Genomic DNA, 20,131 nt, shown 5'->3' with positions numbered 1-20,131 from the left:
TCGCTCAGGCTTCCCTGGAAATGACTTCTTTGGTGGAGGTGGTTTCATCCGGCTGCAGCGGTGTGCCTGGCCCGCCGGACGGACGGTTGAAGTTCTTCATCATCAGCCCGATGATCGATGCCCGGCCCTGCGACTTGTTGTAGACGTCGATGGCCACGGCCACCAGCAGCACCAGGCCCTTGATCATGGACTGCCAGTCGGCACCGACGCTGAGGAGCTGCAAGCCGTTGTTCAACACAGCCATGACCAGGCCTCCAACGACGGATCCGATGACGGTACCCACGCCGCCAGTCACGGCAGCGCCGCCGATGAAGACAGCAGCGATGGCGTCCAGCTCCCAGCCGGTACCGTCCGACGGTCCTGCGGAGGTTGAGCGGGCCACGAAGATCATTCCAGCGAGTCCGGCGATGATGGACATGTTCATCATGACCAGGAAGTTGATCTTTTTTGATTTCACACCGGACAGCTCGGCTGCGTGGCGGTTTCCGCCCACTGCGTAGACGTGGCGCCCGACCACCGTCTTGGAAGAGACGAAGCCGTAGATCAGAACCATCACGGCGAGGATCAGGCCGGGGACCGGGAAAGACGTGCCAGGGCGGCCGGTGGCAAAGAGGTAGGTGGCGTAGAGAATGGCCGCGCAGATCAGGACAAGCCTAAGGACACTGACCCACGTTTCCGAGACCTCAGCGCCGAGCGCCTTGGCGGTGCGCCGCCGTCGGACTTCGCTGTAGATCACGAACGCAACGCCGGCAAGACCCAGGAGCAACGTGAGGTTGTTGTACCCGGTGGCAGGCCCGACTTCGGGGAGGTACCCGGCACCGATGTACTGGAACTCCCGCGGAACAGGAATCGAGTTAGACTGGCCAACAAACTGCTGGGCCCCGCGGAAGATCAGCATGCCGGCGAGGGTCACGATGAACGCCGGAATGCCGACGTAAGCCGTCCACATACCCTGCCATGCACCGATCAGTGCGCCCAGGCCCAGGCCGAGCAGGATCGCCAGGAACCAGGGGAGGTCCCAGTCCCGCATGGCGATGGCCACCACCATGCCCACGAACGCCGCCACGGAGCCCACCGACAGGTCAATGTGTCCGGCGATGATGACCAGCACCATGCCGATGGCGAGGATGAGGATGTAGGAGTTGCCGTTGAAGAGGTTGATGACATTGCCCGGAGTGAGCGTGATGCCGCCTGTGAGCCACTGGAAGAGAACTATCAGAGCCACCAAGGCAAAGATCATGCCGAACTGGCGGGTGTCGCCACCGAAGAGTTTCTTGAGCGCGTTCATTGTTTTTTCAGTCCTTGTATCTGGAAGGTTCTGGAAGGCTGCAGTGGATCAGGCGGCTTTTCGGGCGGAGGTCATCAGCTTCATCAGGCTTTCCTGGCTGGCTTCCTCCTTATCGAGAACCCCAGTGATGGCGCCCTCGAAGATCGTGTAGATGCGGTCCGAGAGCCCCAGCAGTTCGGGGAGCTCGGAAGAAATCACAATGACTCCCTTTCCTTGGTTGGCGAGCTGCTGGATGATGCCGTAAATCTCGTACTTGGCTCCGACGTCGATGCCGCGGGTGGGTTCGTCCAGGATCAGCAGTTCAGGATCGGTGAACATCCACTTGGCCAGGACCACCTTCTGCTGGTTGCCGCCGGAGAGCTTGGCAACCCCTTCCTCAACCGACGGGGCCTTGGTCCGCAGTGACTTCCGGTACTGTTCGGCGACCGTGAACTCCTTGTTGGTGTCCACCACGCTGCGCTTGCTGATCTTCTCGAGGTTGGCCGAGACCGTGGTGGTCTTGATGTCGTCGAGGAGGTTCAGTCCCAGCGACTTCCGGTCCTCCGTCACGTAGCCGAGGCCGGCGTCGATGGCCTGGTGGACACTCTTGAGTGTCACTTCCTTGCCGTCCACGTAGACATGGCCCGACACGAAGTGGCCGTAGGACCGGCCGAAGACGGAACGGGCCAGTTCGGTCCGGCCGGCGCCCATCAGCCCGGCGAATCCCACAATCTCCCCGCGCCGCACAAAGAAGTTCGAGTTCTTGCAGACCATCCGGTCCTGGATCTGCGGGTGGGCCACGGTCCAGTTCTTGACCTCGAAGAACACGTCGCCGATCTTGGGGGTGTGGTCGGGGAAGCGGGACTCCAGGGCCCGTCCCACCATGCCTTTGATGATGCGGTCCTCGTCGACGCCGTCGGCCTTGACGTCGAGCGTTTCGATCGACTTGCCGTCTCGGATGATGGTGATGGAATCGGCGATCTGTTCGATCTCGTTGAGCTTGTGGGAAATGATGATCGAGGTGATGCCCTTGCCCTTGAGGCCCAGCATCAGGTCCAGGAGGTGCTGGGAATCGGATTCGTTCAGCGCAGCGGTTGGCTCGTCCAGAATGAGGATCTTGACCGACTTGTTCAGCGCCTTGGCGATCTCCACCAGCTGCTGTTTGCCGACGCCGATCTCCTTGATGGGGGTGTCCGGGTTTTCCCTGAGCCCCACGCGGGCCAGAAGTTCGGTGGAACGGAGGCGCGCCTCCGCCCAGTTGATCACGCCGCGCTTGGTGGGTTCGTTGCCCAGGAAGATGTTCTCCATTATGGAGAGCTCCGGGATCAGGGCCAGCTCCTGGTGGATGATCACGATGCCGGCCGCCTCACTGGCCCGGATGTCTTTGAACTGCTGGACTTCGTTCTGGTACACGATGTCGCCGTCGTAGCTGCCGTACGGGTAGACGCCCGAAAGCACCTTCATCAGCGTGGATTTGCCGGCGCCGTTTTCGCCGCAGATAGCGTGAATCTCGCCGGCTTTGACCCGGAGGCTCACTTCCGACAATGCCTTGACACCGGGAAATTCCTTGGTGATGGAACGCATCTCCAGGATGACCGGGTCAGTGTGCGTGGTCTGGGACGTCATTTGCCCTTACGCCTCCAATGCATGACTTCTTTGTCCGCCCCGCAAAGCGCAGGGACGTCTGATGAAAAAGTAAACTGGATCACACCCATTGTCGTCAAGTCTTTAACGCAATTGCCGGATAACAAAACGGCTACGTTCGCCGGATCCCGGCGTGTTGGAACACCAACGCGGCAGCCCCCAAGGCCTCTGCGCTATCTCCGAGGGAAGACATCGTCAGCTTGGTGGTCTCGCCGATCACCGGCACTGCATGCCTGATGAGCCCCCGCCTGATGGGATCGAGCAGCAGGTTGCCCAGCCCCGCGAGGGGACCGCCCACTACGATCACTTCAGGGTTGATCAGATTGGCCACATTGCCCAGGGCGCGTCCCACTGCCAGGCCTGCATCATCCACCACCCTTAGTGTTGCGGAGTCGCGGGCGAGGGCTTTCCGCACGATGTCTGCCGGCGTCAGGGGCGGGTCTTCGCCGCGGCCCAGCAGCTCCATCATGGTGGTAGTGGAGGCGATGGTCTCCAGACAGCCACGGTTACCGCAGCGGCACACCAGCCCGTGCTCGTGGATCGTTGCATGGCCGATTTCGCCCGTAATGCCAACGGTGCCGTAGTACGGCGCGCCGTTGAGGATCAGGCCCGCGCCGATGCCCGATCCGATCTTGAGGAACATCAGGTTGCTCACGCCCGAATGCGGCCCCCACGTGACCTCGGACCAAGCGCCAAGATTGGCGTCGTTGTCAACGAATACGGGGATATTGAGCTTTTCCTCCAGATGCTGGAGGATGTTGATGCCCACCCATTCGGGGAGGATAGCGCCCTGCGCTACGGTGCCGGTCCGGCGGTCGATGGGGCCGGGAATTCCGACGCCGGCGCCCACCACCAGGGTCCGGTCCACGCCGCTTTGCTGCAGCAGTTTGTCCAGTAGTCCTACGGCTGCCCGGATGCCTTCCTCGGCCTGGTGGCCGAGCGGCAGCAGGACGGATTCCTCGGCGATCACGTGGTAGCTCAGGGATGCCAGGACCACGCGGAGATGCCGCCGGCCGAAATCGATTCCCACTGCCACCGCGCCGTTGCTGTTGAGTCTTACGTTGAGTGCTCGGCGTCCGGAACTGGTGATCGGTTCGGTTGACGCCAGGCCGGCGTCCTGCAAGATTTTGACGATGTTGGACACCGTGGCGGTGGAGAGGCCGGTCTGGCGCGCAAGCTCGGCCTGGGTGGACGGGCCGCTCATGAGGGTCTCGATGATCCGTTGCTGGTTCAGTTGCCGGAGGGCTGACTGGGATCCCGGATTCTTTGGCTTGCTCCTCGTCGAGCGCGGTGTGGCGGACATGAAAAGAAGACTGCCCTACTTTGACTGTTGTAGTCAAGAAGTTAACGCAAGGAGTCTGCCGGATGAGACAAAAAAGATAGGACGATCCGTCCCTCCTGTGGCTTCGGCCGGTGCAATTGGCCCCGGATGTCGTTCAGGGCCGGTGGCTAGGCTGGAAAAAGCGGACGCATCCTTCCTGTGGCCGTCCCGATCATGTGAGGTGGAAACGGTGCTGCTGGCCCTGATGCAGGCAAACGCCCGCGTACTCGACGTCGATGCAAACTGCGCTGAGCTGGATGCGGCTGCCCGGGCGGCCGCCGCGGCAGGCGCAGCAGTCCTGCTTACGCCCGAACTGTTTGCCGTGGGCTACGCCCCGCTCCAGCTCCGCGCTGAGCTGGACCCCACCGGGCTTCCCGCCATCAGGGAGACGCTGGCAGGCATCGCGCGCCGCCACGGAATCGGACTGGTCTACAGCCTGCCGTCAGTCACGGAAAGGGGCAGCTGGCACATCACCTCCACGCTCGTGGACAGCGCGGGGGTTGAGCTTCTCACCTACGCAAAAGTGCACCTCTTTGGCGATGACGAACGCGCGGCGTTCAGCCCCGCGGAAGCAGCTCCCGCCGTCGTCGATTTCAACGGCTTCCGGACGTCAATGGTGATCTGCTACGACGTGGAATTTCCGGAAACGGTCAGGGCCGCCGCGCTGGGCGGAGCCGAGCTGCTGCTGGTACCCACCGCACTGGCGCACGGTTTCGAGACGGTTCCCCAGGTCCTGCTCCGGGCCCGCGCGCTGGAAAGCCAGCTGACCATCGCCTATGCCAACCACTCGGGAACCGAGGACGGCTGCGAATTCCTCGGCGGCAGTGTCATTGCCGGACCGGATGGTTCGCTGCTGGCCACGGCGGGACCGGGAGCCGAACTCCTGTTCGCCGAGGTGGATCCGGACGCCGCCCGAAATGCCCGTGACGTGGTGCCCTATCTCCGGGAACGCCGCCCGGAGCTCTACCGGTCCTGGGGCATCTGAACCATCCGGTCCTCCAGAGCATCCACGTACTGCAGGGCAATCCACAGCTCCGCCCGCACCTGGGCGGAACCTAGGTCCATGGCCAGCAGCTCGCCCAGTGCATTGATCTGGCGCCGCACGCTGTTCCGGTGCATCCCCAGGACTTTGGCAGTGGCATCCCAGTTGCCGTTTTCGCCCAGCCACGACTTCAGGACACCGAGCTGGGAGCTGATTCGGTCAGGCTCCTGCGCCAGGACCGGTTCCAGCAGCCGGGCGGCAAGCATGGTGCCGGCGCCGCGTCCCAACAGCCCCGCGACCGACCACGTGACGTCATCCACACGCACGCTTTCTCCGCTTGCCTGGACGCGGGACCGCAGCGACGCCGCGCGCTGGTAGGCGGCAGGAAGGCCGGCCATTTCGGTGGGATCGCCCACCACCAGGCGCCAGCCCAGCTCCTCCACCTCATGCAGCAGTGCGTCGTCCACCTTGAACCGGGTGACGGCCGCAAACCCGTAGTCCGTCAGTTCCACCATCTTCGTGTCGAACAGCCTGCGCCACTGCAGCAGTTCCCGGACAGGGCCATCCGCCGACGCCGACGCCGGCGCCGCGGCGTCCGCGCGGACACCCTGGACCACCCGCAGGGCACCGGACCGGGTTCCGGACACGCTCTGCGCCAAGAGGTCCCTGAGGACGTTCAGCTGCCGGGTTGAACCGGCGGCCAGGCTCTCCGGATGCAGCAGCAGCGCCGTTGCCAGCTGGCTGGGGGCGAGCGAGCCGCTGGTGCGCTGGCGCACCAGCAGTTCCAGCAGCCCCACCACCGAGGACACCACACTGTTCTGCGCCGGGGTCAGCGCCCTGTCCGTACCCAGGATCAGTGCCCCGAGGGTGGCGTCCTTGGTGCTTCGGAGGGGGTGGCCGAACACCAGAGCCGACCCGCTCGTGGGCAGTGAGTCCGTCTCCACGCGCGGGCCGTTGCCTGCGAGCAGCCGCTTCAGCACGGGCTGCAGGGCGGAAGGCTCGACGGCGGCCGCAGGGCCGGTCCCGGCTGCTGCGGCCCGGGCCCGCACCCGGCCGTCCGCCCCGAAAAGCTGGGCCCACACCGGGACCCGCTGCGCCAGGGCGGAGAGGAGCTCGTGCTCGGGCCTGGCCGACAGCACCGCCCGCATCAGCTGCCGGTTGGTGTCTGCCAGCTGACGGAAGACCCGGGCGTTGCCGGATTCCAGGAGCTGGGAGAACTCCAGGCCGATGGCGGCGAAGGGGACGCTGCTGGGGATCTGCACCAGGGTGAGATGATGCGTTCGGCACGCTGACAGCACATGGTCCGGGACGGCGTCGAAGTAGGGCTCCAGGCCAAACCCCAAGGCGGCGACGCCTGCGCCGACAAGCCGCCGGACGTACGCTTCCGCCCTTTTCTTCGTTCCGCCGTCGTCCAGGAACGGCAGTCCCGCCGTCAGCACGAACTCCCCGTCCAGCAGGTACGGCGTGGGATCCTCCAGTTCGCTGGGCTCCACCCAGCGCAAAGGCGCGCCGGCGTTGCCGGCGTCGTGCAGGACGGTGAGGTCCGGGGGGAGGGCTGCCAGGAAGTGGCCGAGGGTCACCGCATCCAGGTGTTCCGCAGCATCAGGCTGCACGGAGGGTCCCCGGGCAGGAGAGTTCAGTGCTGCGCATCAGTGGTGCATTACGTCTCATGCTTGAACACTATAGGTCACTTTGCACATGCCTGAGATGCGGCTCACACCCCTACGCTGGGTGGGGGGAAACCGACAACTACTCACGAACGGACGTCAACGATGACTGTGCCAACACTCTCCGGACCGGCCACGGGCCGTGCAGCCGGCCGTCCCGGGCTGGGCGCGCAACTGCTGCGCCGGAAACCAATCGGACAGATGGTCAGGGAAGCGGAAAGCGGCCATGGCGGACCGAAACTGGTCCGCAGCTTCGGGGTCCTGCAGCTGACCATGATCAGTGTCGGTGCCACCCTGGGAACAGGCATCCTGGTCATCCTCGGAGAATCCGTTCCGCTGGCCGGGCCCGCGATCTGGATCTCGTTCGCCATCGCCGGATTCGCCGCGCTGCTCTCCGCCGTGTCCTATGCGGAAATGGCCGGCATGGTCCCCGTTGCCGGTTCCAGTTATTCCTACACCTACGCCACCATGGGTGAAGGCATGGCCTGGATCTGCGGCTGGTGTCTGGTCCTGGAGTACGCCGTCTCGGTCGCGGCCGTTGCCGTCGGGGCGGGCCAGTACGTAAACGAGACCCTGGCCGTTTTCGGGCAGGTCCTGCCCGACGCCGTCTCCCAGCCCCCGGGCGACGGCGGCCTGGTCAACGTCCCCGCCATGGTCATCGTGGTGCTGGCAACCATCCTCCTGGTCCGCGGGGCCAAGGAAAGCGCCTGGATCAACACGTCCATCGTTGTGGTCAAGGTGGGCATTCTCCTCTTCTTCTGCGCTGTGGCCTTCACCGCCTTCAATGCGGGCAACTTCGAACCGCTCCTGCCCATGGGCGCCGCCGGAGTCTCCGCGGCCGCGTCCCGGGTGTTCTTTTCCTATATCGGCTTCGACGCCGCCTCCACCGCAGGCGAGGAAGCCCGCAACCCCAAGCGCGACCTTCCCCGGGCCATCATGCTCTCGATGGTCATCGTCACCACCATCTACGTCCTGGTGGCCGTCGCAGCCATCGGCGCCCGCCCGTGGGGCTGGTTCGACGGCACCGAAGCCGCCCTGGTGAAGATCCTGGAGGAAACCACCGGCCAGCCCTGGATCGCCCTCGTCTTCGCCGTCGGCGCAGTCCTCGCCATCGCCAGCATCGTGCTCACTGTCCTCTACGGCCAGACCCGCATCCTGCTCGCCATGTCCCGCGACGGCCTCATCCCCAAGATCTTCGGCCGCGTCTCCCGCCGGACCGGCACCCCTGCGGCCGGCACGCTCCTGGTGGGCATCGCCGTCGCCCTCACCGCAGGGCTGGTCCCGCTCGGTGCGCTGGCCGACGCCACCAGCATCGGCACCCTGTTCGCCTTCGCCCTCGTCAATGTGGCCGTGATCTACCTGCGCCGCACCAGGCCCGAGCTGAAACGCACGTTCCGCGTGCCGCTCTTCCCCCTGACCCCGATCCTCGGTGCGCTGATGTGCGCCTTCCTCATGGCCAACCTCGGTGCCGATACCTGGGTGACCTTCGGAGTCTGGATGCTGGTGGGCCTGGCGGCCTACTTCGGCTACGGGCGCCGGAACTCCAGGGTAGCGGCGCTCAGCCACGAGGAATACCGTGAGCTGAGCAAGCCGGAATCTTCAACGCTGTCCACCCCCGAACAATCGAAGGCAGAGCTTTCATGACCGTCGCCACCGAACTCCCGGCTTCTGACCCGTCCAGCACCCAGGCTGGTCCCATCACCATGCTGAACCCCGATTTTCCGTTCAGCTACGACCACTACCTCGCCCATCCGGCAGGGCTCGGCGCGGTTCCGCCGGAGCTGTACGGCACCGAGGTGGCAGTTGTAGGGGCGGGTCTTTCGGGCCTCGTCACGGCCTACGAACTGATGAAGCTGGGCCTGCGCCCTGTCATTTATGAAGCGGACCAGATCGGCGGCCGCTTGCGGACGGCCGGTTTCCCGTCCGCTCCCGGCGTGGTGGCCGATCTGGGCGGCATGCGGTTCCCCGTGTCGGGCAGGGCTTTCTACCACTACGTGGACCTGCTGGAGCTGGACACCCAGGATTTCCCCAACCCCCTGGCACCCGTCACGTCCAGCACCGTGATCGAACTGGCCGGCCAGAAGTACTACGCCGAGACCGCCCAGGACCTGCCGCCGTTCTTCCGCGAGGTGGCCGATGCCTGGAAGGCCGCGGTGAACGACGGAGCGAAGTTCGTCGAAATGCAGGAGGCCATCCGGGCCCGGGATACGGGCCGGATCAAGGAGCTCTGGAACGAGCTGCTGCCGCTCATGGACGAGCAGACCTTCTATGGGTTCATCGCCGGGAGCGAGTCATTCAAGGAAGCCGGCTTTGCGCACCGTGAGGCCTTTGGCCAGGTGGGCTTCGGCACCGGCGGCTGGGACACCGACTTCCCCAACTCCATCCTGGAAATCCTCCGCGTGGTCTACACCGACGCCGATGACCAGCACCGGCTCATCAGCGGCGGAGCCCAACGGCTGCCCGAGGCACTGTGGCAGCACGCGCCGTCGGGCATGGCCCACTGGCCGGACGGAACGTCCCTGGCGTCGCTCCACTCCGGCACGCCCCGCGGGGCTGTGGGCAGGATCCGCCGCGATCCCGATGGCGACCTCCGGATCAGGGAGCGCTGGGGCCGTGAGGCCAGCTACCCTGCGGTGGTGACCACGTGCCAGTCCTGGCTGCTGTCCACTCGCATCCACACCGAGGAGGCGCTGTTCCCGGCCGAACTGTGGACTGCGATCGAGCGCTCGCACTACATGCAGTCGTCCAAGACGTTTGTCATGGTGGACCGTCCGTTCTGGAAGGACGTCGATCCGGACACCGGCCGCGAGGTGCTGTCCATGACCCTGACGGACCGGCTGAACAGGGCCACCTACCTCCTGGATGACGGCCCGGACAAGCCCGCCGTGATCCTGCTGTCCTACACGTGGAACGATGACGCGCTCAAATGGCTGGCGCTGGACGCCGACGAACGCGTTGAGCTGATGCTGCACTCGCTCGAGCAGATTTACCCGGGCGTGGACATCGCCAGCCACATCGTGGGCCAGCCCATCACCGTTTCCTGGGAAGCGGACCCCAACTTCATGGGTGCCTTCAAAGCGAACCTGCCGGGGCATTACCGCTACCAGCAGCGCCTCTTTACGCACTTCAAGCAGGACAAACTGCCCGAAGCCCAGCGCGGGATCTTCCTTGCCGGTGATGATGTGTCCTTCACGGCGGGCTGGGCCGAAGGCGCCGTAACCACCGGCTTGAACGCGGTGTGGGGTGTGGTGAACCACCTGGGCGGGACGTCGGCGCCGGGCAACCCCGGTCCGGGCGAACTCCTGGACGCTATCGGGCCCATCGCCTTGGACTGAGGGTAAGGAGCCTGGGGCCACGCCCGCAGGGTTCCCTGGCCGAGCTTGCGAGGTTAGGGGCGGGTGGGGACTAGCCGTGCAGCTCCCGGTGCGCCCGGGCCAGTTCCACGTAGCGGGCGGCATTCTGCTTCACGCCGTCGAACTCCTCGTCGGTGAGTTCCCGCCGTACCTTGGCGGGGACGCCGGCCACGAGTGACCGGGGCGGCACTACCGTGCCTTCCAGGACCACGGCACCTGCCGCCACGAGCGAGCCGGTGCCGATCACGGCGCCGTTGAGCACAGTGGCGCCCATGCCGATCAGGCAGTCGTCTTCCACCGTGCAGCCGTGGACGACGGCGGCGTGCCCCACACTGACCCCGGCCCCGACCGTGCAGGGGAAGCCCGGATCTGCATGGAGCACCACGTTGTCCTGCAGGTTGCTGCCGGCGCCGACGCCGATGGCCGCCGTGTCCGCCCGGACCGACACCCCATAGAAGGCGCTCGAATCCTCAGCGAGCGTGGCCTTGCCGATGATCGACGCCGTCGGGGCAACGAAGGCGGATGCGTGGACGGCCGGGGTGTCGCCGGCGAAAGTGTAAAGAGGAGCCATGGGCCAAGCCTAGGACATCCGCCCACCCCAACTGAGTAGCGCTATCTGTCGTTATGAGCCCTCATAACGACAGATAGCGCTACTCAGTTGGGAGAGGCGGGGGTGCGGAGGATCAGGAACTGGTAGTGCTGCGTCCAGTTCCCCGCGCCCGGACCGGATTCCTCACCGGTGCCTTCCGGCCAGGTGACAAAGTCCTCGATGACACCATGCCGGCCAAAGACCTGCCGCACCGTCGCGTCGCTGCGCCGGCTGAAGAACCGGCGGGGTTCGACGTCGTCCTCGGGGTTCAGGACCTCTTCATCCTCACCGGACCAGAGGCCGACGGCGATGGGAGCCCCGGGTGCCGTGACTCGCACCAGTTCGCCCAGGACGCTATCGATATCAGTGGCAGGGACGTGCAGCAGCGTGCTCATGGTCCAGAGGGCCGGAAAGGTTCCGTCCGGGAAGGGCAGTTGCCGGGCGCTGGCCACGGAGACGTCCAGGCCCTTCGCCCGGGACCTGCGGACGTGCTCCTCGGAGAGGTCAACGCCGGTGTAATGGATGCCGGCCCGGACGAACTGCAGGCCATCGAGCCCCATGCCGGAGCCGATCTCCAGGACGTTGTGGCGGCTCTCGGCCTTGAGCAACGCGATGAACCGCTCACGCTGTTCGACCCGCTGGGGCGCGAGCGGATGTTCCGTGCCGGACGCCGCGCGGCGGTTATAGAACTCGGCGAGGCGCTGCTCGCTGCCGGGTTCCTCCACTGCATTCTCAACTGCGTCCATGGCCCACGACCTTAAATAAGAGACCGCTTAGTTAAAGACCACAGTCCGGTTGCCGTCCAGAAGCACACGGTGTTCGGCATGCCATTGGACGGCCTGCGTCAAAGTGCGGCCTTCCACGTCCCGGCCCATCTGCACGAACTGCTCCGGAGTGCGGGCGTGGTCCACGCGGATGACTTCCTGCTCGATGATGGGCCCCTCGTCCAGCGCGGCCGTGACGTAGTGGGCAGTGGCGCCGATCAGCTTCACGCCGCGGGCATGAGCCTGGTGGTAGGGCTTGGCGCCCTTGAAGGACGGCAGGAACGAGTGGTGGATATTGATGGCCTTGCCGGTGAGCTCCGCGCACAGGTCGTCCGAAATGATCTGCATGTAGCGGGCCAGAACGGTCAGTTCAATATCGTGCTCGGCCATGAGGCCGCGCAGCTTGTCCTCTGCCTGGGCCTTGGTGTCCGGGGTGACCGGGATGTGGTGGAACGGGACGCCGTAGAACTCGGCCAGCCCGGCAAGGTCACGGTGGTTGGAGACGATGGCCGGGATCTCGATGGGCAGGGTGCCGGAGCGCTGCTGGAACAGGATGTCGTTGAGGCAGTGCGCGGACGTGCTGGCCATCAGGAGCGTGCGCACCTTCTGGCCCACGGGGTTGAGGCTCCACTGCATGCCAAAGGAGTGGACCACCGGCTCAAGGGCGGCCTGGACCTCGGCCCGGGAGGCCGTCGTCGTCGCTTCCACCCGCATAAAGAAGTTGCCGGTTGCGGGGCTGCCATACTGCTGCGAGTCCAAAATATTACAGCCCGCCACCAGGAGCGCTCCGGCCACGGCGTGGACAATTCCGGGGCGGTCCGGGCAGGACAATGTCAATACGTAGGCTCGGTTCAGCTGCTCTTCAGTCACGACTACAAGCCTACCCGCGCGGCACGCCCGCGTTTGGTAGTCTGGTGGGGTCGCAACTGGCGTTGGGTGGCTAACCACCAGGGAGCGGCAATCACGAAGACCACGGATCGTACGCCTGGGCCGAGGGTCATGTTTTACCGGAGCTGCAACCTTTGAGGACGCGGCTCACTTTCACGCCCTGTCATCAACGGGCGGTGATGTGCGCCAGCCGGTAGCCTGACCTTAGCAGTGCCCGTATCCCTAGCCAGGAGTTTTTCGTGACTACTACCGCCACCACAACAGCCGCCGTCAGCAATCAGTCGCTGGCCGAGCTTGACCCCGAAATCGCAGCAGTCCTCAACCAGGAACTTGGCCGCCAGCGCGGCACCCTGGAAATGATCGCCTCCGAAAACTTTGCCCCGCGCGCCGTCATGGAAGCCCAGGGCTCGGTCCTGACCAACAAGTACGCCGAGGGTTACCCGGGCCGCCGTTACTACGGCGGCTGTGAATATGTGGATATCGCCGAGCAGCTGGCCATCGACCGCGTTAAGGCACTGTTCGGTGCCGAGTACGCCAACGTCCAGCCGCACTCCGGTGCCCAGGCCAACGCCGCAGCACTGTCCGCCATGATCACTCCCGGTGACAAGATCCTGGGCCTGTCCCTGGCCCACGGCGGCCACCTGACCCACGGCATGAAGCTCAACTTCTCCGGCAAGCTCTACAACGTGGCTGCCTACCAGGTGGAGCCGGACAACTTCCGCGTTGACATGGACAAGCTGCGTGAGCAGGCCATCGCCGAGAAGCCCCAGGTCATCATCGCCGGCTGGTCCGCCTACCCGCGCCACCTGGACTTCGCGGCCTTCCGCTCCATCGCTGATGAAGTGGGCGCGCTGCTCTGGACCGACATGGCACACTTCGCCGGACTGGTGGCTGCGGGGCTGCACCCGAGCCCGGTTCCGTACTCCGACGTCGTCACCTCCACCGTGCACAAGACCCTCGCCGGCCCTCGCTCCGGCGTGATCCTGGCCAAGGAGGAGTGGGCCAAGAAGATCAACTCCAACGTCTTCCCGGGCCAGCAGGGCGGCCCGCTCATGCACGTCATCGCGGCCAAGGCCGTGGCCTTCAAGATCGCCGGCACCGAGGAATTCAAGGAGCGCCAGGAGCGTGTCCTCGAAGGCGCCAAGATCATCGCTGACCGCCTCAACCAGGCCGACGTCGCCAACGCCGGCGTCTCCGTCCTGACCGGAGGCACCGACGTGCACCTGGTCCTGGTGGACCTGCGCAACTCCCAGCTCGACGGCCAGCAGGCCGAAGACCTCCTGCACTCCGTGGGCATCACCGTGAACCGCAACGCGGTTCCGTTCGACCCCCGCCCGCCGATGGTCACGTCCGGCCTGCGCATCGGAACCCCGGCCCTGGCCACCCGCGGCTTCGGTGCTGCCGAGTTCACCGAGGTGGCGGAGATCATCGCCACTGCACTGAAGGCCGGCGCCGCCACGGACGTCGAGGCACTGCAGTCCCGCGTGGACAAGCTCGCCGCCGATTTCCCGCTGTACCCGCAGCACGAGCAGTGGTAATCCATGACCATTGAAACTGGAACTGCACAGATTCTTGACGGCAAGGCTACCGCCGCTGCCATCAAGGCCGAGCTGACCGAACGCGTGGCCGCACTCAAGGCCATGGGCGTCACCCCCGGACTGGGCACCGTTTTGGTGGGCTCCGACCCCGGGAGCACCTGGTACGTGGGCGGCAAGCACAAGGACTGCGCCGAGGTGGGCATCACGTCCATCCGCCGCGACCTCCCCGAGGAAACCACGCAGGACGAACTCCTGGCCGTGGTCCGTGAGCTGAACGGGAACCCGGAATGCACGGGCTACATCGTGCAGCTTCCCTTGCCCAAGCACATCAACCAGGACGTCATCCTGGAGGCCATGGATCCGGACAAGGACGCCGACGGCCTGCACCCAATGAACCTGGGCCGCCTGGTAGCCAACGTCAGCGGACCCATGACCTCGCCGCTGCCCTGCACGCCCAAGGGCTGCGTGGAGCTCCTCACCCGGCACGGCATCAGCCTCAAGGGCAAGCGCGTCCTCGTGGTGGGCCGCGGTGTGACCATCGGCCGTCCCGTCGGGCTGCTGCTGACCCGTAAGGACGTCAACGCCACGGTCATCCTGGCGCACACCGGCACAGTGGACCTGGCCGCCGAACTCCGCCAGGCCGACGTCGTGATCGCCGCCGCGGGAGTCCCGCACATGATCAAGGCGGCGGACCTCAAGCCGGGCGCAATAGTGCTCGACGTCGGCGTCAGCCGTGTGGACGACGGCAACGGCAAGGCAGTGGTCACCGGAGACGTGGACCCCGCTGCTGCCGATGTCGCCTCGTGGATCTCCCCGAACCCGGGCGGCGTAGGGCCGATGACCCGCGCCATGCTGCTCGCCAATGTGGTGGAGACCGCGGAGCGCCAGGCGGGAATCGCCTAGTTTCGTTCCTTAACAGCAAAGCCCGACGGCGGTCCGCACCTTCTCAGGAAAGGCGCGGGACCGCCGTCGGCCGTTAAGCGTGCCCAACCCCAAGTAAGTAGCGCTATCTGTCGTTTTGGAGGCTCAAAACGACAGATAGCGCTACTTACTTGGGAGCGTGCAAGTGTTCGCCGGGGGTGGAAGGTGCGTTGGGGCTCTGCTGCGTTTGAGACAATGGACGCATGCGATCTCTGGGTAACACTCAATCTCCGTCCGGCCGGTCCAAGGGCGGCTTCTCCATGCTCCGGATCAGTGGGCCGGGAATGCTGGTTTTTGTCATCGCGTTCCTCGTTGCCGTGATCTTTGCCGCGAACCAGAACGACGTTGTGGGCTGGGTTGTCGCTATCATCGCCGCCTTCTGGCTGGCCCTTGCAGCGTTCGTGGTGTTCAGCATCCAGAAGGCCGCCAAAAAAGCCGGAGCCAAGCTGACGGAAGCCCAGAACGCCTTCAACAGCGCAGCCGGCCGCGCGCCGTCGTCGTCCTCGGCCGACCACGGCGGCACCCGGATGGTGTACGAGCGGACCGAAGCGGACGAAGTCCGCGACCTCAAGCTGGACCACTCCTTCAAGATTGTCCAGGTGCAGATCCAGGTTGTGGAGAAGGAACACGCCAAGGGTGAGGCAGCGGACCAGGATACGATCCGCCGCGCGCTGGAGACCATCGAGATCACCGCCACCAATGCCCGCGACATGATCCGCGCCTCCGGCGGCACCGGGGACCCGGTCAGCGGAACCATCATCGACTAGAGTAGTGCGGGTGATCTCGGCATTGAAGAAGGACCACCTTCGCATCGCATCAGTCAACGTCAACGGCCTCCGGGCTGCCTACAAGAACGGTATGGCGGCATGGCTGGAGCCCCGCGAGGTGGACATTCTCTGCCTCCAGGAAGTCCGGGCGCCTGACGCGATCGTGCGCCAGCTGCTCGGTGATGGCTGGCACATCCTGCACGCCGAAGCCGAGGCCAAAGGCCGTGCCGGCGTCGCCATTGCGTCCCGTGAAGAGCCGCTGGAAACCCGCAACGGCATCGGCGATGACTACTTCGCCACCGCCGGCCGCTGGGTTGAGGCTGACTTCAGGGTGACTGACGGCGAGGGGAACCCCGCGCAGCTGACCGTTGCCAGCGCCTACGTGCACTCCGGTGAGGTGGGAACCCCGAAGCAGGTGGACAAGTACCGATTCCTGGATGTCATGAGCACCCGCCTGCCTGAACTCACCAAGCACAGCGACCACGCACTCGTGGTGGGCGACCTGAACGTGGGGCACACTCAACGGGACATCAGGAACTGGAAGGGCAACGTCAAGAAGGCCGGCTTCCTGCCCGACGAACGTGCCTATTTTGACCGCTTCTTCGGCGAGGACATCGGCTGGAAGGACGTCCACCGGGGCCTGGCGGGCGACGTTGACGGCCCCTACACCTGGTGGTCGCAGCGTGGCCAGGCGTTCGACAACGACACCGGCTGGCGCATCGACTACCACATGGCCACCCCGGCCCTCGCCGCCGCCGCGTTCTCGGCAGTGGTTGACCGGGCGCCCTCGTGGGACACCCGCTTCTCTGACCATGCCCCGCTGGTAGTGGACTACCGGCTCTAAGCCCCGAAGGTTTTTCTCCCCATGACTAGCCCGACTTCCCCGGTGACCAAGAAACGCATCCTCTCCGGCGCCAAGCCCACGGCGGACTCCCTGCACCTGGGCAACTACATTGGCGCTGTCCGCAACTGGGTGGACATGCAGGCCGAATATGATGCCGTCTTCTTCATCCCGGACCTGCACGCCATCACCGTGGACTTTGATCCCGCCGAGCTCGCCAAGCGCACCCGCGTGGTGGCCGCGCAGTACATTGCCGCCGGCATCGACCCGGACAAAAGCATCTTCTTTGTGCAGTCCCACGTCCCCGAGCACGCGCAGCTGGCCTGGGCGCTGAACTGCATCACCGGCTTCGGCGAGGCGTCCCGGATGACACAGTTCAAGGACAAGACCCAGAAGTCGGGCGCGGACGCCGCAACTCTTGGCCTGTTTGCTTACCCCACGCTTATGGCAGCCGACATCCTGCTGTACCAGACGGACCTCGTGCCGGTGGGCGAGGACCAGCGGCAGCACCTGGAACTCACCCGGAACCTGGCCCAGCGCTTCAACACCCGCTACGGCCACACGTTCACCGTGCCGGAGGCCACCATCCTCAAGGCCAGCGCCAAGATCTATGACCTGCAGAACCCCAGCGCCAAGATGTCCAAGACGGGGGAGTCGCCCAACGGTTCCATCCAGCTGCTGGAGGACCCCAAGCTCGCTGCGAAGCGCATCAAGTCCGCGGTCACTGACACCGGATCCGAGGTCCGGTTCGATGCCGAAGCCAAGCCCGGGATCTCCAACCTCCTCACCATCTACTCCACGCTCACCGGAAAGTCCGTGGCTGAGCTGGAGACGGAGTACGAGGGAAAGATGTACGGCCACCTGAAAGTGGACCTTGCGGAGATCATGGTGGACTTCATCACGCCGCTGCGGAACCGCACCAACGAACTGATGGCTGACCCGGCCGAACTGGACCGGCTGCTGGCCCAGGGCGCCGATCGGGCCAGGGAAATCGCCGCAGTGACCCTTGGCCAGGTCTATGAGCGCATGGGCTTCCTGCCGTCCCTCAGCCTCGCAGGCGTCCGCTAGCTCGATGTCGGCCGCCAGCAATGTCAGTGAAGGAATGAGCGTAGGCGTCATTCTGGGCTTCCCCCCTGCCATCGCCGAGGAACTTCAACGGTGGCGCGCCTCCTTCGGGGACCCCATGGCGGGGGTGGTGCCCGCACACATCACGCTGATCACTACCACGCCCACCCAGGACTGGGCAGCCACCCAGGCGCACGTCCGCGACGTGGCGCGGCGGCAGGTCCCGTTTATGGTCACCATCGCCGGGACCGGAACGTTCCGGCCGGTCTCCCCGGTGGTTTACATCAACGTCGAGGACGGGTTCGACTCCTGCGTGGAGCTCCACGAAAAACTCCAGACCGGCCCGCTGCAACGCGAGTTGCCGTTCTCGTACCACCCGCATGTCACGATCGCCCACGATGTTGCGCCCGAAAGCCTGGACGAAGCCGAAACGGTGCTTGAAAGTTACCGGGCGACCTTCCCGGTGGTTAGCATGGGACTTTACGAGCACGATGCCGACGGCATTTGGCAGCTACGGGAAGAGTTGGACTTTGGGACCGAAACTGACGACGGCGGGTCCTTCGCCGCGGACGCCGACGCAAACGGAGCCACCGCTCCCTACTGAACAGGCCCGCCTCAAGCTCGCCGTCATCCAGAAACGGATGGAGTGGGGCAAGGCCAGAAGGTCCGACGGCGGCCCGGTGGCCAGCTCGCTGGCAATGCTCCAGTGGCTGCTGGCCAGGCTTAATGCCTTCCGCCCGATGCGCGCGTGGCAGCACTACAACCTCCAGCATGGCCCGTTGATGAGCGCCGGCATCGGCTTCAACATGTTCTTTTCCATCACCGGCCTGTTGGCCACGGGTTTCTCCGTTGCCGGTCTGGTGCTGCGGGGCCAGCCTGCCCTGCTGGACACCATCATCGGCAGCGTGGCCCAGAGTGCGCCCGGACTGCTGAAGGTGGGCGGGGGAGAAGGGCTGGTTGATCCGAACGACCTCCTGAACCCGGACGGTCTCGGCTGGACCGCCGTGATTGCTGCCGTGGTTACAGTCATCACGTCCCTGGGCTGGATCGCCGGACTCCGTGACGGTCTGCGCGGTGTGGTGCAGTTACCGCCCCTTAAAATCAACCCGATTGTCCTCAAACTGCGCGACGCCGGCACCCTGCTGCTCCTGGGAGTGGCCCTGGTGATCAGCGCCGGAGCGTCCCTGGTGTTTGGCACGGCGGCCGGCTGGGTCACGGACTTCCTGCGGCTGGATCCGACGGTGGCAGGTCCGCTGACCACCGTGATCAAGATCGGTGTGCCGCTGCTGCTCAACTGGGTCACGGCCGTCATCATGTTCCGGCTGGCCGGTGGGCTCAAGCTCTCCCGGCGGGCGCTCTTGGAGGGGACCATCCTTGCCGCGGTGGGCACCACCGTCCTGCAGGTCTTCAGCACTGAACTGCTGGCCGGTGCGGGACGGAACCCCATCCTGGCGCCGTTTGCCATCATCATCGGCCTGCTGATCTGGTTCAACCTGGTCAGCCAGGTCTACCTCGTGTCCGCGGGCTGGTCCACCATCCGCGAAGAGGACATCAGGAGCGAACCCGCAGGCCAGGACAAAGCCCTGTGGGGCTCCCGACAGGTCCAGCCCGGCAAAGTACCCGTGGAGGGCCACAGCGACGGAAAGGGCCCCGGCGCCGGGCACCAGGGCAGCCCGGCAGTTACTTTCCGGCGTCGAGGTACTGGTCGGCCCAGGCAGAAATAATCCTGGCGGCCCGGGCTGCCTGGCCCTTGCCGGTCAGCAGGTGGTCACTGCCTTCGAGCGAGACGAAGTTCCGCGGATGGCGCGCCGTCTGGAAGATGGTGCTGGCGTTCTCGATGCCCACAGTGTTGTCCGTAGGGGAGTGGAGCACCATCAGCGGCTTATGCAGCTGCCGGATGCAGTCCGTGAGGTCCGCTTTCTCCAGGTCCTCCACAAAGTGCTTCCGGATCTCCACGCGTTTCCCGCCGAGGTCCACTTCCGCGCTGCCCTCGCTGAGGATCTTGTCCAGTGCCGCGTCAAAGACGTGGGCCACGTGCTTGGGTGAGAAAGGGGCCGCAACTGTTGCGACGGCGTCGAGCTCCGGGATCTGGCGGGCGGCCGAAAGCACCGCCGCGCCGCCGAAGGAGTGGCCCACCAGCAGCGAGATAGCCCTCCCCTGGCTGCGCATGAACTCGGCGGCCACCACGGTGTCCGCCACTTTGTGGCTGAAGGAGCCCTCCGACCAATGGCCGGCGGACTCGCCCAGCCCCAGGTTGTCGAAGCGGAGCATCCCGATACCGGTGTCAGCCAGGGCCTTGCACATCCGGGACGCCGCGGGGCTGTCCTTGCCCAGGGTGAAGCCGTGGGAGAACACACCCCAGCCGCGGACCGGCCCCTCCGGGACGTCGATGATGCCGGAAAGGAGCTCGCCGGTGGATCCTTCGAAGCTGACTTTTTCGGAGCGGGACATCGCGTGCTGCTTTCGTTGGTACCGTCAGGTGTTAAACAACGACGGCGCCCATCCCACCTAAGGTGGGTGACGC

Annotated in this window: 18 protein-coding genes and 1 riboswitch; of the genes, 10 read left to right on the top strand and 8 right to left on the bottom strand. The window is 65.3% G+C overall.

Annotated features, from left to right (window positions below; all coding sequences use genetic code 11):
- Nucleotides 1–4 precede the first annotated feature (4 nt).
- From mmsB to NG701_RS08815, 3 genes are all read right to left on the bottom strand, one after another.
- Nucleotides 5–1,288, bottom strand: coding sequence for a multiple monosaccharide ABC transporter permease (gene mmsB, locus NG701_RS08825; RefSeq protein ID WP_252566533.1), 1,284 nt, complete (start codon nucleotides 1,286–1,288; stop codon nucleotides 5–7).
- A gap of 48 nt (nucleotides 1,289–1,336) precedes the next feature.
- On the bottom strand, nucleotides 1,337–2,893 hold the full coding sequence (gene mmsA / locus NG701_RS08820; protein ID WP_252566531.1) for a multiple monosaccharide ABC transporter ATP-binding protein: 1,557 nt from the start codon (nucleotides 2,891–2,893) through the stop codon (nucleotides 1,337–1,339).
- Nucleotides 2,894–3,023: 130 nt separating this feature from the next.
- Nucleotides 3,024–4,214: an ROK family transcriptional regulator gene (locus tag NG701_RS08815; protein WP_252566529.1), complete on the bottom strand. Its 1,191-nt coding sequence runs from the start codon at nucleotides 4,212–4,214 to the stop codon at nucleotides 3,024–3,026.
- Between the two features lie 223 nt (nucleotides 4,215–4,437).
- Here NG701_RS08815 and NG701_RS08810 point away from each other — a divergent pair, with 223 nt between their 5' ends.
- Nucleotides 4,438–5,217: a carbon-nitrogen hydrolase family protein gene (locus tag NG701_RS08810; RefSeq protein ID WP_252566718.1), complete on the top strand. Its 780-nt coding sequence runs from the start codon at nucleotides 4,438–4,440 to the stop codon at nucleotides 5,215–5,217.
- On the opposite strand, the gene NG701_RS08805 is transcribed toward NG701_RS08810, so the two are convergent.
- On the bottom strand, nucleotides 5,196–6,827 hold the full coding sequence (locus tag NG701_RS08805) for a PucR family transcriptional regulator (RefSeq protein WP_252566527.1): 1,632 nt from the start codon (nucleotides 6,825–6,827) through the stop codon (nucleotides 5,196–5,198). The genes NG701_RS08810 and NG701_RS08805 overlap by 22 nt on opposite strands.
- Nucleotides 6,828–6,986: 159 nt before the next feature.
- Here NG701_RS08805 and NG701_RS08800 point away from each other — a divergent pair, with 159 nt between their 5' ends.
- Together NG701_RS08800 and NG701_RS08795 are read left to right on the top strand one after the other, a co-directional pair.
- A complete protein-coding gene (locus NG701_RS08800; RefSeq protein WP_252566526.1) occupies nucleotides 6,987–8,525 on the top strand; it encodes an amino acid permease in 1,539 nt (512 codons plus the stop codon).
- Nucleotides 8,522–10,216, top strand: coding sequence for a flavin monoamine oxidase family protein (locus NG701_RS08795; RefSeq protein WP_252566524.1), 1,695 nt, complete (start codon nucleotides 8,522–8,524; stop codon nucleotides 10,214–10,216). The genes NG701_RS08800 and NG701_RS08795 overlap by 4 nt, the downstream gene beginning before the upstream one ends.
- 70 nt (nucleotides 10,217–10,286) lie before the next feature.
- Here the strand turns inward: NG701_RS08795 and NG701_RS08790 are convergent, their stop codons facing one another.
- From NG701_RS08790 to purU, 3 genes are all read right to left on the bottom strand, one after another.
- On the bottom strand, nucleotides 10,287–10,805 hold the full coding sequence (locus tag NG701_RS08790) for a gamma carbonic anhydrase family protein (protein WP_252566522.1): 519 nt from the start codon (nucleotides 10,803–10,805) through the stop codon (nucleotides 10,287–10,289).
- Between the two features lie 83 nt (nucleotides 10,806–10,888).
- A complete protein-coding gene (locus NG701_RS08785) occupies nucleotides 10,889–11,569 on the bottom strand; it encodes a class I SAM-dependent methyltransferase (protein ID WP_252566520.1) in 681 nt (226 codons plus the stop codon).
- 27 nt (nucleotides 11,570–11,596) lie between these two features.
- Nucleotides 11,597–12,457 carry a formyltetrahydrofolate deformylase gene (purU, locus tag NG701_RS08780; protein WP_252566518.1) on the bottom strand — a complete coding sequence of 287 codons (861 nt, stop codon included), beginning with the start codon at nucleotides 12,455–12,457 and terminating at the stop codon, nucleotides 11,597–11,599.
- Nucleotides 12,458–12,499: 42 nt separating this feature from the next.
- Nucleotides 12,500–12,585, top strand: a riboswitch (ZMP/ZTP riboswitch).
- A 129-nt stretch (nucleotides 12,586–12,714) separates the two neighbouring features.
- Between purU and glyA the strand changes: the two genes are divergently transcribed.
- The 7 genes from glyA to NG701_RS08745 all read left to right on the top strand — a co-directional run bounded on the left by glyA (nucleotide 12,715) and on the right by NG701_RS08745 (nucleotide 19,331).
- Nucleotides 12,715–14,013 carry a serine hydroxymethyltransferase gene (gene glyA, locus NG701_RS08775; RefSeq protein WP_252566515.1) on the top strand — a complete coding sequence of 433 codons (1,299 nt, stop codon included), beginning with the start codon at nucleotides 12,715–12,717 and terminating at the stop codon, nucleotides 14,011–14,013.
- A gap of 9 nt (nucleotides 14,014–14,022) precedes the next feature.
- Nucleotides 14,023–14,916 (top strand): bifunctional methylenetetrahydrofolate dehydrogenase/methenyltetrahydrofolate cyclohydrolase, encoded by an 894-nt coding sequence (locus tag NG701_RS08770; protein ID WP_252566715.1) that lies wholly within the window; start codon nucleotides 14,023–14,025, stop codon nucleotides 14,914–14,916.
- 221 nt (nucleotides 14,917–15,137) lie between these two features.
- Nucleotides 15,138–15,701 (top strand): hypothetical protein, encoded by a 564-nt coding sequence (locus tag NG701_RS08765; RefSeq protein ID WP_252566512.1) that lies wholly within the window; start codon nucleotides 15,138–15,140, stop codon nucleotides 15,699–15,701.
- Between the two features lie 10 nt (nucleotides 15,702–15,711).
- Entirely contained in the window at nucleotides 15,712–16,545 is an 834-nt protein-coding gene (locus NG701_RS08760) for an exodeoxyribonuclease III (protein ID WP_252566509.1), read from the top strand.
- 21 nt (nucleotides 16,546–16,566) lie between these two features.
- Nucleotides 16,567–17,610, top strand: coding sequence for a tryptophan--tRNA ligase (gene trpS / locus NG701_RS08755; protein WP_252566506.1), 1,044 nt, complete (start codon nucleotides 16,567–16,569; stop codon nucleotides 17,608–17,610).
- Between the two features lie 4 nt (nucleotides 17,611–17,614).
- A complete protein-coding gene (locus NG701_RS08750) occupies nucleotides 17,615–18,211 on the top strand; it encodes a 2'-5' RNA ligase family protein (RefSeq protein WP_252566503.1) in 597 nt (198 codons plus the stop codon).
- Between the two features lie 37 nt (nucleotides 18,212–18,248).
- The gene (locus NG701_RS08745) at nucleotides 18,249–19,331 is read left to right on the top strand and encodes a YihY/virulence factor BrkB family protein (protein WP_252566712.1); all 1,083 of its coding nucleotides are present in this window, start codon (nucleotides 18,249–18,251) and stop codon (nucleotides 19,329–19,331) included.
- Here the strand turns inward: NG701_RS08745 and NG701_RS08740 are convergent.
- On the bottom strand, nucleotides 19,288–20,058 hold the full coding sequence (locus NG701_RS08740) for an alpha/beta hydrolase family protein (RefSeq protein WP_252566500.1): 771 nt from the start codon (nucleotides 20,056–20,058) through the stop codon (nucleotides 19,288–19,290). The genes NG701_RS08745 and NG701_RS08740 overlap by 44 nt on opposite strands.
- Nucleotides 20,059–20,131 lie beyond the last annotated feature (73 nt).

Origin of the sequence: Pseudarthrobacter cellobiosi (assembly GCF_023913815.1) — a bacterium.
Taxonomy (GTDB): domain Bacteria; phylum Actinomycetota; class Actinomycetes; order Actinomycetales; family Micrococcaceae; genus Arthrobacter; species Arthrobacter cellobiosi.
The sequence above is the reverse complement of the archived record's forward strand: the minus strand, read 5'-3'. Positions and strand labels throughout refer to the sequence as shown.

Coding starts and splice junctions, on each gene's coding strand:
- mmsB (WP_252566533.1), bottom strand. CDS start 1,288: ATGAACGCGCTCAAGAAACTCTTCGGTGGCGACACCCGCCAGTTCGGC.
- mmsA (WP_252566531.1), bottom strand. CDS start 2,893: ATGACGTCCCAGACCACGCACACTGACCCGGTCATCCTGGAGATGCGT.
- NG701_RS08815 (WP_252566529.1), bottom strand. CDS start 4,214: ATGTCCGCCACACCGCGCTCGACGAGGAGCAAGCCAAAGAATCCGGGA.
- NG701_RS08810 (WP_252566718.1), top strand. CDS start 4,438: ATGCAGGCAAACGCCCGCGTACTCGACGTCGATGCAAACTGCGCTGAG.
- NG701_RS08800 (WP_252566526.1), top strand. CDS start 6,987: ATGACTGTGCCAACACTCTCCGGACCGGCCACGGGCCGTGCAGCCGGC.
- NG701_RS08795 (WP_252566524.1), top strand. CDS start 8,522: ATGACCGTCGCCACCGAACTCCCGGCTTCTGACCCGTCCAGCACCCAG.
- NG701_RS08790 (WP_252566522.1), bottom strand. CDS start 10,805: ATGGCTCCTCTTTACACTTTCGCCGGCGACACCCCGGCCGTCCACGCA.
- NG701_RS08785 (WP_252566520.1), bottom strand. CDS start 11,569: ATGGACGCAGTTGAGAATGCAGTGGAGGAACCCGGCAGCGAGCAGCGC.
- NG701_RS08765 (WP_252566512.1), top strand. CDS start 15,138: ATGCGATCTCTGGGTAACACTCAATCTCCGTCCGGCCGGTCCAAGGGC.
- trpS (WP_252566506.1), top strand. CDS start 16,567: ATGACTAGCCCGACTTCCCCGGTGACCAAGAAACGCATCCTCTCCGGC.
- NG701_RS08750 (WP_252566503.1), top strand. CDS start 17,615: ATGTCGGCCGCCAGCAATGTCAGTGAAGGAATGAGCGTAGGCGTCATT.
- NG701_RS08745 (WP_252566712.1), top strand. CDS start 18,249: ATGGAGTGGGGCAAGGCCAGAAGGTCCGACGGCGGCCCGGTGGCCAGC.
- NG701_RS08740 (WP_252566500.1), bottom strand. CDS start 20,058: ATGTCCCGCTCCGAAAAAGTCAGCTTCGAAGGATCCACCGGCGAGCTC.